At 38.5% G+C, this 13,360-nt stretch carries 11 protein-coding genes; 5 read left to right on the top strand and 6 right to left on the bottom strand.

All coding sequences use genetic code 11. From position 1 onward, the window contains the following. The first annotated feature begins 8 nt into the window (after window positions 1-8). A complete protein-coding gene (locus CBM24_RS05470; RefSeq protein WP_088160453.1) occupies window positions 9-1,466 on the top strand; it encodes a SusD/RagB family nutrient-binding outer membrane lipoprotein in 1,458 nt (485 codons plus the stop codon). A 1,059-nt stretch (window positions 1,467-2,525) separates the two neighbouring features. Here CBM24_RS05470 and CBM24_RS05480 read toward each other — a convergent pair. The 4 genes from CBM24_RS05480 to CBM24_RS05495 all read right to left on the bottom strand — a co-directional run bounded on the left by CBM24_RS05480 (window position 2,526) and on the right by CBM24_RS05495 (window position 4,464). After that, the gene (locus tag CBM24_RS05480) at window positions 2,526-2,960 is read right to left on the bottom strand and encodes a hypothetical protein (RefSeq protein WP_088160455.1); all 435 of its coding nucleotides are present in this window, start codon (window positions 2,958-2,960) and stop codon (window positions 2,526-2,528) included. Window position 2,961: 1 nt separating this feature from the next. Then, on the bottom strand, window positions 2,962-3,402 hold the full coding sequence (locus CBM24_RS05485) for a helix-turn-helix transcriptional regulator (protein WP_088160456.1): 441 nt from the start codon (window positions 3,400-3,402) through the stop codon (window positions 2,962-2,964). Window positions 3,403-3,414: 12 nt separating this feature from the next. Continuing rightward, window positions 3,415-3,927: a hypothetical protein gene (locus tag CBM24_RS05490; RefSeq protein ID WP_088160457.1), complete on the bottom strand. Its 513-nt coding sequence runs from the start codon at window positions 3,925-3,927 to the stop codon at window positions 3,415-3,417. Between the two features lie 84 nt (window positions 3,928-4,011). Beyond that, window positions 4,012-4,464 (bottom strand): helix-turn-helix domain-containing protein, encoded by a 453-nt coding sequence (locus CBM24_RS05495; RefSeq protein WP_088160458.1) that lies wholly within the window; start codon window positions 4,462-4,464, stop codon window positions 4,012-4,014. Window positions 4,465-5,134: 670 nt separating this feature from the next. On the opposite strand from CBM24_RS05495, the gene CBM24_RS05500 reads away from it, so the two are divergent. From CBM24_RS05500 to CBM24_RS05515, 4 genes are read left to right on the top strand one after another with little or no spacing between them, the layout of a single operon-like run. Then, the gene (locus tag CBM24_RS05500; protein ID WP_157698376.1) at window positions 5,135-5,509 is read left to right on the top strand and encodes a hypothetical protein; all 375 of its coding nucleotides are present in this window, start codon (window positions 5,135-5,137) and stop codon (window positions 5,507-5,509) included. Window positions 5,510-5,523: 14 nt separating this feature from the next. After that, a complete protein-coding gene (locus CBM24_RS05505) occupies window positions 5,524-7,590 on the top strand; it encodes a TlpA family protein disulfide reductase (RefSeq protein ID WP_088160460.1) in 2,067 nt (688 codons plus the stop codon). Beyond that, a complete protein-coding gene (locus tag CBM24_RS05510; protein WP_088160461.1) occupies window positions 7,583-10,777 on the top strand; it encodes a SusC/RagA family TonB-linked outer membrane protein in 3,195 nt (1,064 codons plus the stop codon). Before CBM24_RS05505 ends, CBM24_RS05510 begins: the two co-directional genes overlap by 8 nt. Before the next feature lie 19 nt (window positions 10,778-10,796). Continuing rightward, window positions 10,797-12,140, top strand: a complete 1,344-nt coding sequence (locus tag CBM24_RS05515) for a RagB/SusD family nutrient uptake outer membrane protein (RefSeq protein ID WP_088160462.1) — start codon at window positions 10,797-10,799, stop codon at window positions 12,138-12,140. 70 nt (window positions 12,141-12,210) lie between these two features. On the opposite strand, the gene CBM24_RS05520 is transcribed toward CBM24_RS05515, so the two are convergent. Both CBM24_RS05520 and CBM24_RS05525 read right to left on the bottom strand, forming a co-directional pair. Beyond that, window positions 12,211-12,534 (bottom strand): hypothetical protein, encoded by a 324-nt coding sequence (locus CBM24_RS05520; protein WP_088160463.1) that lies wholly within the window; start codon window positions 12,532-12,534, stop codon window positions 12,211-12,213. A 167-nt stretch (window positions 12,535-12,701) separates the two neighbouring features. After that, window positions 12,702-13,259, bottom strand: coding sequence for a MauE/DoxX family redox-associated membrane protein (locus tag CBM24_RS05525; RefSeq protein ID WP_088160464.1), 558 nt, complete (start codon window positions 13,257-13,259; stop codon window positions 12,702-12,704). Window positions 13,260-13,360: the final 101 nt, after the last annotated feature.

Genomic DNA, 13,360 nt, shown 5'->3' on the forward strand with positions numbered 1-13,360 from the left:
ATATTAAAATGAACAAGAATATAAAAAAGTTTGTTTTTGCTGCATTGGTTGGATCCGTAGCATTTACAAGTTGTAATAAATATTTGGATGTTAACGACAATCCAAATAATCCAGAAAAAGTTGAACCAAACCTGTTACTGCCTACAGTTGAAGCTTCTTTAAGTCAGATTGTTGGTAATCAACTTCAAGTGTATGGTGGTTTATGGGCGCAATATTGGACACAGGCTCCTTCATCATCACAGTATCAAACTATTGATCAGTATAATCTTAAAAATACGGCTTCGGATCGTATTTGGTCAACAATCTATAGAAGTGCTTTAAATAATGCTGAAATAATCATCAATTCAGAGAGAGGTGCCAACAACTATACAATTGGTATGGCGTATTTGTTGAAAGCATATACATTGCAAATAGCAACTGATGCTTTTGGAGATATTCCGTTGGATGAAGCTTTGCAAGGAGCGACTAACTTAAATCCAAAATATCAAACACAGAAAGAAGTATACAACAGTATTTTCGAGAGTATTGATAAAGGCGTGGAGTTGTTGAAAGGCGATCTCGGTACTACACCAGGTGAACAAGATATGCTGTTTGGTGGTGATAAGGCTTCTTGGATTGCATTCGCGAATACCTTGAAATTGAAGGCTTATTTACGTATTTCAAATGTGGATGCAGCGACTGCGCAGGCAGGTATCAAAGCATTGTATGCTGCAAATCCAACATTCTTAAATAAAGACGTTTCCATCACTTTTACGACAACAGGGGGTAACCAGAATCCGTTCTATACAGAAATGGTAGGTTTAGATTATGTTCAGAACGTGGTTGCAAGCGGAACTGCTGTTAAAGCATTTGAAGCAAATAAGGATAAAAGATCATTTGCATTGTACAACAGATTGTTCAAAGCTGACAACGTTACCTTACAGGATACAGTAGCGTACCTAATACAAGGCGACTTTAGAGGACAAAATACGAAGAAAGTTTCTGCTCCTTCTCCAGCGACTGGTGCAAATGCGAAAAATACAGCTTCTGCAATCGCTCCTGTAAAATTGTTCTCTATTGCCGAAAGCAAATTCTTGCAAGCTGAAGCTGCTTTGAAAGGATGGGGAACAGGAACAGTTACAACGTTGTACAATGAAGGTGTTACAGCTTCATTTGACTATTTAGGTGCAGAAGGATTAGCTGATTATTTAACTGCTGCTGGTAAATTTCCAACTGATGCTTCAAAACAATTAGAAGCAATCATTACGCAGAAATACTATGCAATGAATGGTTTTCAAAATTTTGAAGCATGGACCGAATATAGAAGAACAGGTTATCCTACATTCTTGATTCAATCAAAAGCATCAATCTTGGCTAATGGTGAAATGCCACAACGTTTGTTATATCCAAATACTGAGTTGACAACTAACTTAAACTATCCAGGTACAAAAGCAATTACAGTACCGGTTTGGTGGGACGTTAATTAATCTTCTTCTAGATTATATGCTTATGGGAGCGGCAATTTCGAAAGAAATTGCCGCTCTCTTGTCTTAAATATTTGGACAATTCGTACATGCTTTAATTTTTACATTCTCTGAAATGGTTCTTGTTATCCCGCATTTATCTGTTATTGTGCAATTTACTGTCATTAGACCGTCGTTTGCACCGCCAGCATAGGATTTTGGTGTAATTTCCACCATATTTGATGTTTTACTTCCGGTAATAGTGCCTGATGTTACTGACCAAGAGTAAGATACTATATCTTTATTGTTTAATAATAAAAAGTAGTAAGAATTTCCTCCAAATACTATTGAATTTCCTGAAATAGAAATATTCTCTGAATTTCTGATGGTTATTTTAAATATAAATATTTTTGATTTTAATGTGTGTTTTTAGTTGTTTTTTTATGATAAGTTAACTATTTAAGTTGTAATGTTTGATTTGAAAGATATAAGAGACTTTTATTATAGCTTCGGAGTATTAGGAGGTGAGAATACTTCTTTTTAATAATGAGCTCGTCGAATTTTATTTTCAATGACAAGATTTATTTAAAGTCCATCGTATTTCCAGCTATAAGCAATGTGCGGGGTGGATTTGTCAATCCGCTCTTTATCTTTGCAGTTTCCTAGCCTAAAAGTATAAAACCTACTGGTGTTTGTTCAGTTTTTCCAGGTAGGACAATTGAACAATCAGTTGACTGAACGAAAACTCTTCCGACTGTGTCACGTAATCAAAGGAGTTTTTCATGCAGTTGCCTGGGGAAATCAAATTTTCATTGGTTGGTTTGTAGTATTCATAAGAATTTGCGAATATTCTATTAAACTGAATCGCAATTTTACTGTGCGAAACCGAGCAGTAACTGTTCAGGTTTAATTTTTTCCGTTTAATTTTTTGTAAAAACCTGGGGTTAACTAGCCACATTTTACTGTAGAATTTTTGTAGATTTCTTTAGGTTTAACGCAGCCTTTCAATGTAAATACTGTCTGATGCTCTTTCTTTGCCATCTATTTTTGTATTCAGAGATCAAGTAGTAATTTTTACTTACATCATTCAATCTCTATTTCAATATTGTCTTCAATAAATTCTGTGAGGTTGATGAGGCTCATATAGTAGCTGTTAAAAGGTGTGTCTTTAGTATTTGCGAATAGAATGCCACGGGTTGTTCCTGCACTAATATTCGCAAGATGCTTTGCAAAGCCACTAGGTATCTCAACACGTTTATCTGATTTTAATAGTTTTTTGAAATCTTTTGCTGTTAGCTCAAAGTAACACACCACTTCTATATTGATAAATGGTTTATCAACAGCCTCTAATAAGTAGTGTATAGCCGAAGCAATTATATTGTTCTTTATATCAACATTGAATCCGACACCGACCTTTTGGTTAATTTGCTCTGAATTAATCCCATCTTCAAAGACAGAGAACTGTTTCTCCTCAATACGAACTAGCTTAAAAGATAATGATTCATCTTTCTTTTTCATTTTATCGTGCAATAGATTGATTGGTATATGGTGATTTCTGCGTAATTGAAGTCCGCACCGGAAATTTTATAATCTTTGCAGTCCGTTCATAATGGCTTGAAGGGATAGAACAAATATCAGCTATTTCTTTGTTTTCTCTTAAAGATTTAATCTCGATTAATTCAATATTCAAACACTCGCTTAGACTATACAGTGTCTCCAAGGTAAAGTTTTCATTTCCTTTCACCCATTTATTGACCAATTGCGGACTAACGCCCATCTGCTGAGCTAATTTCTTTTGAGACCAGCCTAATTGATCCAATTGTCGCAAAATATGCAGTGCTATACGTTGAGAAGCACGCAAGTGTTTTCTTCTCTTTTGCCTCGCTTTTGCACGTTCAATACTTTCAACTTTTTCATCAGAGACTATAGTTAAAAACTTGTCAAAATTTACTTCACTCATCGTTACTGTTAATTATTCATTAATAAATTCATAAAAAGCATCTTCATCAAAAATTCCCTGTTCAGACAGATAGTCTTTGAATTTGTTGATTTTAATCAATTCAATACGTGTATGTTCTCTATGTTGCATCAAGTGTTGAAGCGGTAATTTAATGGCTCCTCCAGTAATTACATAGACATTTTCTGATAGTCTAAGCGCATACAATCTTAATACATTTTTTCTTCCCTTACTTCTTAATAAATCAAATTCACCAATTTGATTATTATCCAATGGTTTGAAAAAACCGTCTAATCGTTCTAGATTGTACAATATATTGTCTTCAATATCTTCGCGATTATCCAGTATATCTTCCGCTAGTTGGTATACATCCAATTTCGGAGGAATGTCTTGTGTGTTTTCTTTTAAAAACTGTACTATATAATGAATATCATTCCACAAATCCATCAATCTATCGTATTCATTATCTTTTTGATCAGTATAATGAATAGCAAATAGTCTACTGGCAAATATATCAACAATTTTCATTAAATAAACTTATAGGTTTATTTCTTTTGATGAATTTTACAAAAGATGAACAAAATAAGATACTGGTACTTTGTATAGTGTAATCTATTGGGCCTTCAACCTTTTCACCTCCTCCGTTAAATCAGCAACCACTTTAGTCAAATCCAAAATCGCTTTAGTTTTAACAGCATCGTCTTGAACGAGTTTTTCTAAAAGCATCTCTACTTTTCCAAGGCTGTTATAGGTAACGTTAGGTTGATTGCTAAGCCCAAATGAATTTTCCGAAACGGTAAATGTGTTATTGTTTTGGATATTAAATATGGCTTTCTCTTCATTGAAGGCACGAATAAATTCGACAGATACCCCTAAAGCGTCAGCCAACTCCTTTAAGGCTGGCTCTGAAATAGTCCAGGAGTTTTCAAACTCAGAAATGCGCCGTTGGTCAAATTTGCTTTCGCATTTTTGTCCTAAAGCCTCCTGTTTTATACCCATGATTTCACGAATTCTCTTTAGATTTTTTCCTTCGTGTATTTTCTCTTCTTGAAATGCAACGCCCATTTTATTAGATTTTAATAAGTTCGGTAATTTACCGGTATTTTACCATTTTGCGCTAGACAATTGGTTCCTTACCTTTGTTATAAAGATACGATTATTTGTCGATAAATGTAGCTTTATCGTTAGTTTAAAGCCACTTTTAAAGTAAATTATTTGTCTTTAGTTTATTAAAACAATACATTTGCACCATCTTAGGTGGCTGCACTTATGAGTCTTGTCTGTGAAACGTGAGAAATTTCAAATGGAGCAAGGCGATTAAGTGGATCAAAACGCCCGTCAGCAATGGCGCGGCGTCCGCTTACTCGTTCCATCGGCTTCTCACGGCCGCACAGACGGTAAGTTGGATGTCGCGCCATTGCCGTATCTAACACCTGCCAAGAGACTCGTTATCTTATAAAACGAGTTATGAACAAAAAACAACAATCAAAGAACATCATCACAGCCCCCGAGTAGCTCGGCTGGTTTGGCCAAATAAGATTTGGCTTCTCTCTGCCATGGGGCGCGTAACGCCAATATTATACACCTTGTGACCCCTCATTCAAACGCGCTCTGGCTCCTAGAATGAATTAATTATTACTAATGTGAACTGAGAAACATCAGGCTCCCAATAAAAAGCTGATTTCGATCGGAAGGGGCATGCTATGTACTTTCGGTTATGGTTTATCTACTGAAAATGAACAGGATTTTAGCGCTACAACTTGCTTTTGACTTGATAATTTTCGATGTCCATAAGGACGACTATGACCCTATTAAGGATATTGAAGCATTCTGGAATGAATATGCGCTAGAAACAGTATCTGCAAATATATTGCAATTGTTGAGCAGTTATATCGATTGTGGTACAGGAGAAAATAAGAGCCTAAAAGACGAGGAAATGCAGGAATTTGCAACTGTATTGTACCGCGTATTGATTGCTTATTGTGTCACCAATTATCGTCATATCGATCCTAGTAAAATACAGCTGTCGGCGGAAGCAAAAGCGCGCATCGGAAAAGAGCTAGAATTGAGCAAAAAAGTCGCTGAGTTTTTCAGTAGGTTATCGAAATAGCCACTAAGAAAAAAATGATGAATACCCTAAAATTAATAGCCTTTTTAAAGACTTATATAACCTATATCTTTCAAGTACCTGTCAAGCACTACTTAAGCACAGATATAGTACTATTTACACATCTGTTGCGCAAGAAAATTAGACAAGGAAAAACGTACTTTAAAGGTACTTCGATCCTGCTAAAAAAGCGCTACACGAGCGACTTTCAAAACCTAACAAAGATGGAGACTTCTTCGGACTTTTTTCTGCCCAACTTCGCCCCAGCTTCTGCCTTTCATGTTATTGGCATCGAGTTTTCATCGGGATTTCATCGGGCCACACCGATCAAAACCCGATGCCGACCCGATGAAAATCCGATGAAACGTAGAAATTCGGTAGTTATTGGTTATTTAAAGGTTGACTATACGTTCGCACAAGAAACACACAAGCTTGACTATAGCGCGACCCTAGGTTCACCCTTGCTAAGCCCTTGTTATACACAAGGACAACTAAACGATTGCACAAGTCCCACCCAACAAAAGCAAGCTTTTCAGCAGTTGGGAGAGTCTAGATTGACTTATGGAGTAGAATCTGAACGATCTGTTTTAAGGTTCTTTAAGTCAATCTGTAAGGCTTTATTGTTTCGAGCTAACACTTTGCTTGGATTACTAGGTCCAGTTGTTCAGCTGGCTTTAAAATGTCCTTTATTCGTTGCGGATTATAAGCGTGCCTATCGCATGATTATGACATGCTTGTTTTTATGTTTTGTTTCTATGTTTAGTTTATCAGCTCAGACGCCCCGCAAGGACAGCGGGGCCGATGGGCTTTCAATCAAATCGCTGGAAGTAGGGAGCATTATTGAAGATCAATTATGGAATATGCCATTGAAGACTATCGATCACACTAAAGTTGAAAAAACAATAACATTGCAGAAGTATCGCGGCAAGAAACTTCTTATTCTGGATTTCTGGACAGTATGGTGTGCACCATGCATTCGTAAACTGAAAGAGTTATCGGCCAATCAAACACTGATAGATACTGATGCGGTAGTCATACCCGTTACCATAAACGATGCACATGCAGCAGGCCGGATACTACAACAGAATAATATTGGTTTTTCTTCCATCTACGCAGATTCTCTCCTGAGAAAATATTTTCCCCATGTAAGCGTCCCTCATCAGATCTGGATCAAAGATGGTCGGGTAGCCTATATTACAGATGGAAACCTCACTTCCGTTGCCAATATAAATAAACTGGTGCACAACAAACCTGTTCAATTGCTGCCAAAGAATGCGGAAATAAGTCGCGAGGAACTACGTAATCTATCTAAGCCGGATATAGACTCAAATAGAATTGGACAGGTGATATTAAGTAGTGTGTTTGCTAAGTCTTTGCCATACAGTGTTTTTGCAAAATTCGATACAAAATATTCGCTGACTTTATACAATCATTCTGTTTTAGGTCTTTTGCTTTATGCGAATCGTAAAGAAATTCCTTTCGTAGGGATGCGTAATCGGGTCATATGGAACGTAGCAGATTCAACGCGGTATTGGATGGAATTGCCGGTAGAGCTTATCAATACAAAGAAGTATGAAAAGGAAAATGCATTAAGAGCTTGGAAAAGTTCCAATTTATATTGCTATTATCTTAAAAGTAACGAGATGCTGGACGAACAACAGAAGACAGATCTATTAAAATTGGATCTAGCTAAATTGCTTGAACTAAAATTTAATGCCCGATCCTACGTTGCGACAAGCAGGGTAGAAGCTTGGTGTCTCTATATTCGGGATGCAGCTGTCTTCAAAAAATGCTACAGTAAGAGTGGTGCTACAGGAAAAATAAAAGCTGACAAGGGCTATTTTAGTTTGGTCAATAGACCTCTGCAATCTTTGGTTTCTCATCTAGCCGATAATAATTATAAAGATAAATTGCCTGTTACTGATGTTACTGGTTATGCGGGGAATGTCAGCATGGATCTTTACGCTGATACAAAAAACCTCTGCGCAGTTGATGCTGCTTTGCAACGTTACGGCCTGGGGATAAAGAGAGATACAATAGCCTTGCCTATGCTGGTGATAGAAAGGAGGGGCGATCATGATTAATCGTTATTGTATACTTGCTTTCCTCGTTCTACTTACATTTACTGCAAAGGGTCAATCATCTATTAAAGGGAGAGTTGTCGACGAAAAGACGCAGAAAGGTATTGCAGGGGCTACTATCAAGGCCGATCATTCGTTGGTACTGGCAAAAACGGACAGCGAAGGTGCTTTTGTTTTTTCTTTAAAGACATACGATACGGTCTGGATTTCATCGGTTGGGTATAAAGCAAAAAAGCTTGCTATTAAGCGTGAACAGAAAAATGTGTTGGTCAGTCTGATGCCCGAATCGGTGATGATAGAGGAGGTGCAGATCAGTACCGGTTATTATTCATTACCAAAGGAGCGTGCTACAGGTAGCTTTGATTTTATCGATAGCAAGACATTGCAGCGGAATACTTCTTCGGCGATACTGGAACGATTGGAAGATATTGCTCCTTCACTTCAGTTCGACAAAAGAAAAATAGGTCAGATGAACAGCGATAATAACCGGACTGCTATGCGCCTTCGTGGTACCAATACAATCTATGCCGATGGTTCTCCTTTGATCATATTGGATAATTTTCCGTATGACGGTGATATCAATGGGCTCAACCCTAACGATATTGAATCAATAACGGTGCTTAAAGATGCGGCTGCGACGTCTATATGGGGTGCAAGGGCTTCAAATGGTGTTATTGTGCTGACTTCAAAAAAAGGAAAGAGAGATCAGCCATTGACAGTCAGCCTAAATGCAGTTAATTCTTTTTCTCCTCGACCGGATTTGACGTATGGTAAGGATTTTATTAATGCCAAGGACTATATTGATTTGGAGAAAGTTTTTTTTGAAAAGGGAATATATGATGCACGGTATAGCGATGCGAGCAAATCTCCATTGTCGCCGGTGGTTACATGGCTATATCAGCATAGGAATAATAAGATTAGCAATACCGATCTGGACCAGCGATTAAGTAGTGCCGCACAGATAGATCTGCGCGATGAGGCGAAGCGGTACCTTTATAGATCTTCCTTTTTGCAGCAATACAATCTAAATATGCGGGGCGGTTCTTCGGATCTCAGTTATTTTTTCTCTGGCGGATGGGATGGACAGCGTCTCCATGATATTGGCAATAGTCAAAAAAGAACCACCTTTTCATCTTCAGTCAGTTATTATCCGATAAGTCAGCTGAAGTTTGATTTTGGGTACGGCTTTATTGCAAATAACAATGTGGCTAACACGGTGGATTTTAGAAATTTTGATTACCTCTATCCTTATATGTCGTTGAAGCAGGAGGACGGAAATGCACCTGTTCTAAGGGATTATAACTTAGAATATGTAGCGGAAGCTCCAACTTCAGGATTGCTAGACTGGAACTATAGACCATTGGATGAGCTCAATCTTCAAAGTAAGCGCTCCGGCATGAATGAGAATAGGTGGTCTTTAGCGATCAATTATGGAATTGTCAAAGGAATACGCTTGTCTCTCAATCTGCAGTCATTGATGGCATCGACCAATTATCGCAATCTGGAGAAAAAGGATGCTTATTATGTACGGAATTTGGTTAATCGCTATACACAGGCCGATGGGAGCCGGGTGTTTCCTTATGGAGATATACTCAGTCAGAGCCGGCAGCAACTGACCTCTAAGTCTGGCAGACTGCAGCTTGATGTCGATCGTCAGTTTGGATCTCATCGTGTTGTATTTCTTTCAGGGATGGAGCAGCGTGAAGTGGTCACTAAGCTGGATGATTACACACTGTATGGCTATAATGATGAATTGTTAACATCACAGATGATACTGGATTATACTAAGGTTTATCCACTTCGCCCGCAGTCTTCCGGAAGAATTCCTTTTCCGATGAGTACGCTTAAAGAAAATATTGATCGATACCTGTCTTATTATGCCAATTTGGGCTATGATTGGAAATCTAAATACCTGTTGTCGGGGAGTGTGCGCTGGGATGCTTCCAATCTGTTTGGCGTCAATACCAACCAAAAGGGTATTCCGCTCTGGTCTGTTGGTTTAGCATGGAATATGGGCGACGAAAATTTCTTTAAAAACGATGTTGTTCAGCAACTGAAATGGCGTGTTTCCTATGGCAAGAACGGTAATATTGACCGAAGTATGACTGCCTATCCTACAGTGTCATATAGTGTCAACTCATCGACCAATTTACAGCAGGCCTTGGTCACATCGCCAGGTAATCAAAATCTGCGCTGGGAAAGAGTGGCGACGTTAAATGTGGGAATGGATTTCAGGATCAAAGGAAAATTTAGAGGATCACTGGATTACTATCGAAAGAAATCGGATGATCTTATCGGTATTGATCTTATCGATCCCACAGTGTATTATGGAGGTTCTCAGGCTAAGTTAAAACGTAATTATGCGAAAATGGAAACTGCTGGAATGGATCTGACTTTGGGCTATGGAGAAATAGGCAGCAGAATTAAATGGTCCAATGAATTTTGGTTATCGAAAACTAGCAACCGGGTGACCGATTATTATGGTGACAACACTGTTACTGTAATGGGCTATACAACGGGTATGGATAAGCGTCCAATAAAAGATAAGTCACTGGATGCGCTGTATAGCTTGCCTTGGTTCGGTCTTGATCATACTACCGGCAATCCCTTGGTGATCAATGATGGCGTAAGGAATACCGAGTATACCAAATATATAAATAGTTTATCAATGAATGACCTTGTTAACCATGGCAGCAGTGTGCCCATCTGGACTGGAGCTTGGAGAAATAATTTTAGATGGAAAGACCTAACCCTGAGTTTCAATATCGCTTTTAAATTAGGATACTATTTCAGACGAAATTCAGTGGAATACAGCTTGCTGATGACAAATGGCAAAGGCATGCACGAAGATTATCTCAATCGTTGGAAGCAAGCGGGTGATGAAGCTGTGACAAATGTACCGTCAAATCCTTTTGCAAATATTGCGAACAGAGATATCGTGTATACGCAGTCTGAGATATTGGCAGAAAAAGGAGATCATATACGCCTGCGCGATATCAGACTAGATTATTCGCTGTCTAAATTGCTACATAATCGCTTCAAGATAAAGGATCTATCAATTTATGGGTATTTAAACAATGTCGGAATCTTGTGGTGCAAAAATAAGCTGGGTTTGGACCCCGATTATCCGTCTGCCTCTTATTACCTTTCTCCACGTATTTTTTCTCTTGGAATTAAAATGAGCTATTAACCTTAAATGAACAGAGATCATGAAAGCTAGAAATACACTAACATTACTCTTCGTCTTCTTTTCCATCCTTATGCAGGGATGTAAAAAAGAATGGTTGGAGATCCGGTCATCCAAAGGATTGGTCATACCGAGCACCCTTGTAGACGCAGAAGCTATTCTTAATAGAACGTCTATCATGAATGCCAGCAGAGCCTCGCCGCTGGGCGATATTGCCGCAGGAGATTTTGTGGTTCCACCTAGTTATTGGTCGAGTCTGGTTCCATGGCAGGCGAACGCCTACCTCTGGCGGGATGAAGTTTTTATTGATGACGTTGGGCTGGAAAACTGGGGTAACTTTTATCAGCAAATCTATTACGCTAATTTGGCGCTGGACATCCTGTCAAAAAATGATAAAACCACCGATACCAATAAATTTAATAATATTCGCGGCAGGGCACTATTCTTCCGGTCATGGGCTTACTTTCAATTGGCACAAGTATATTGCATGTCTTACAGCGAACAGAATAAAAGTAAGCGTGGTCTGCCATTGAGAGAGGGAACTGATCTCGATGTAAAATTAGACCGTTCAACGCTAGAACAAACTTATATGCTGGTTAAGAAGGATTTGGAAGAAGCGGTATCCTTATTAGATAAAAGCTCTGAAAACATTTATCAGCCCAATAAGAAGTCGGCACTTATGATGCTAGCAAGAGTTAATCTAATTATGCAAGATTATAAGGAAGCTTTAGTTCATAGTGACGAGGCCATAAAGATTGACGGAACACTTTTGGATTACAACAAATTGAATCTTTCCTTGGCCTACCCATTTAAAGAAAATAATACCGAAGTGATTTTTTATGCTTCCATGAGTTATGCGCAGATTATCTCGGATACTCGTATTGATGTAAACGCAGAACTGTTGAAAACTTATGAAGACAATGACCTTCGCAAGAAAGGTTTTTTTAACCTGAAAAACGGTATTTACAATTTTAAGGGTTCTTATATAGGATCTGGTGTTTACTTTGCAGGACTTGCAAAAGATGAACTTTATCTCATTCGGTCCGAATCATATTTGCGAACGGGTGATGCAGACAAGAGTCTGGCGGACCTCAATCATTTATTGATAAATCGTTACTCGGACTTTCAACCTATAAAGGATTTGCCAAATGCCGAGCTATTGAAGCGGATACTCTTGGAGAGAAGAAAGGAGTTGCTTTTGCGCTGTATTGCATGGTCGGATCTGAAACGGCTTAATTTGGATAAAGAAACTGCGCGAACAATTACAAGGAGTGTTGAAGGCAGTACTTATATCTTGGAACCGAATAGTGAACGATATGCAATGCCGATTCCAAAAGCTGTAGTTGACCTGGGTAAGTACGAATAGAATTAATTATTTCTAATCAGCTATCTCCCACATATTACGAGGCGGGAGATAGCTGATTATCCGCTATTGATTAATCTTCGTTACGGAATTTTGCATCATTAAATGGGACAGAACCTCCTTTCAGTTCTGTATCATTGATATGCGTAGCTGGAGGTGTGCCATTTGAGTTGGATTCCAATTGTATTTCACAGACAATTGGAAGTTCTTCCTCGCTACAGTCGCTCGTGGGCGAAGTACTCCCCGTACTGGAGATATTTCCAGACGAATCTACAGGGTACCACATTAAACCAGCTTTATTATAGTTCTCAGCAACCTTGAAGCTTGAGAATCCAATTATTGCAGCTCCGGCTAACATCACCGTTGCATGCTTTTTGATGAAAGATATTGCTTTCATACCGAGGCCTTTTTTATAAGAGCAAAAAAAGTTTACCTCCACAAAAAACTCAATTTTTTTATTGATGACTGAATCTTTGCTTTAACGAGGTGTTTCAGTCTGTTTTATACCTCGGGATCGATTTTTACGGGCTGTCCATCACGTGTCATAATTTATTTCTATACCGGCTAAGCCGGGAATAGTGCAAATTTTCGCGGAAAGTGTTTTTGAGAAGTGTGACAAAGACAAAGTATGACAATACCTAAAGGAATGGGCGGTGTAAAGGTAAAGCCAATTGATAGATCCTTTTTCTCGTAGCTTTCCATGGGGCTGGTTGGGCCAGTCAAGTACCATCCCAATATGGATAACGTAAAAAGGACCATATTTACCACCAAATGCCATTCCCACGACAAACTTTCAAATACGGATGCGCAGCCACACGGTTTCTGCGGATATAGATTGAGTAGTCCCAATGCAATATAGACACTGAAAGAGGATAATAAAGCTATAGATAGCAGTAATCCTATTTTTTTATACCGACCGGCTAAAAGGATTCCGGTAGCGAGCTCAATAGCAGGAAGTGTCAAAGAAAGAGGTTTTGCCCAGCTGCTTGGTAACGGTTGCCGGAGAAGAGCAGCTTGGAATGCGCTGGGTTCCATGAGCTTGTCTATAGCTACATAGATCCAAAAGACCATAAATCCGATTCGGATGCTTTCCATTGCGATATGTGCCGTTCTTGCGTTCATTTTTTTTGTTGTTAATGTCTTTTCTAATCTATAAAAGAAGTATAAGAGTATTGGGTTGAATTTTTAATTCAACTATTTGTAAATCAGTATATTGTAAATTA

This window comes from Sphingobacterium sp. G1-14 (assembly GCF_002196555.1).
GTDB lineage: Bacteria > Bacteroidota > Bacteroidia > Sphingobacteriales > Sphingobacteriaceae > Sphingobacterium > Sphingobacterium siyangense.

What these genes read in the sequence shown, in the direction of transcription:
- CBM24_RS05495 (WP_088160458.1), bottom strand. Translation starts at nt 4,464, where the DNA reads ATGGGCGTTGCATTTCAAGAAGAGAAAATACACGAAGGAAAAAATCTA.
- CBM24_RS05505 (WP_088160460.1), top strand. Translation starts at nt 5,524, where the DNA reads ATGATGAATACCCTAAAATTAATAGCCTTTTTAAAGACTTATATAACC.
- CBM24_RS05515 (WP_088160462.1), top strand. Translation starts at nt 10,797, where the DNA reads ATGAAAGCTAGAAATACACTAACATTACTCTTCGTCTTCTTTTCCATC.
- CBM24_RS05500 (WP_157698376.1), top strand. Translation starts at nt 5,135, where the DNA reads ATGAACAGGATTTTAGCGCTACAACTTGCTTTTGACTTGATAATTTTC.
- CBM24_RS05470 (WP_088160453.1), top strand. Translation starts at nt 9, where the DNA reads ATGAACAAGAATATAAAAAAGTTTGTTTTTGCTGCATTGGTTGGATCC.
- CBM24_RS05525 (WP_088160464.1), bottom strand. Translation starts at nt 13,259, where the DNA reads ATGAACGCAAGAACGGCACATATCGCAATGGAAAGCATCCGAATCGGA.
- CBM24_RS05520 (WP_088160463.1), bottom strand. Translation starts at nt 12,534, where the DNA reads ATGAAAGCAATATCTTTCATCAAAAAGCATGCAACGGTGATGTTAGCC.
- CBM24_RS05480 (WP_088160455.1), bottom strand. Translation starts at nt 2,960, where the DNA reads ATGAAAAAGAAAGATGAATCATTATCTTTTAAGCTAGTTCGTATTGAG.
- CBM24_RS05485 (WP_088160456.1), bottom strand. Translation starts at nt 3,402, where the DNA reads ATGAGTGAAGTAAATTTTGACAAGTTTTTAACTATAGTCTCTGATGAA.
- CBM24_RS05510 (WP_088160461.1), top strand. Translation starts at nt 7,583, where the DNA reads ATGATTAATCGTTATTGTATACTTGCTTTCCTCGTTCTACTTACATTT.
- CBM24_RS05490 (WP_088160457.1), bottom strand. Translation starts at nt 3,927, where the DNA reads ATGAAAATTGTTGATATATTTGCCAGTAGACTATTTGCTATTCATTAT.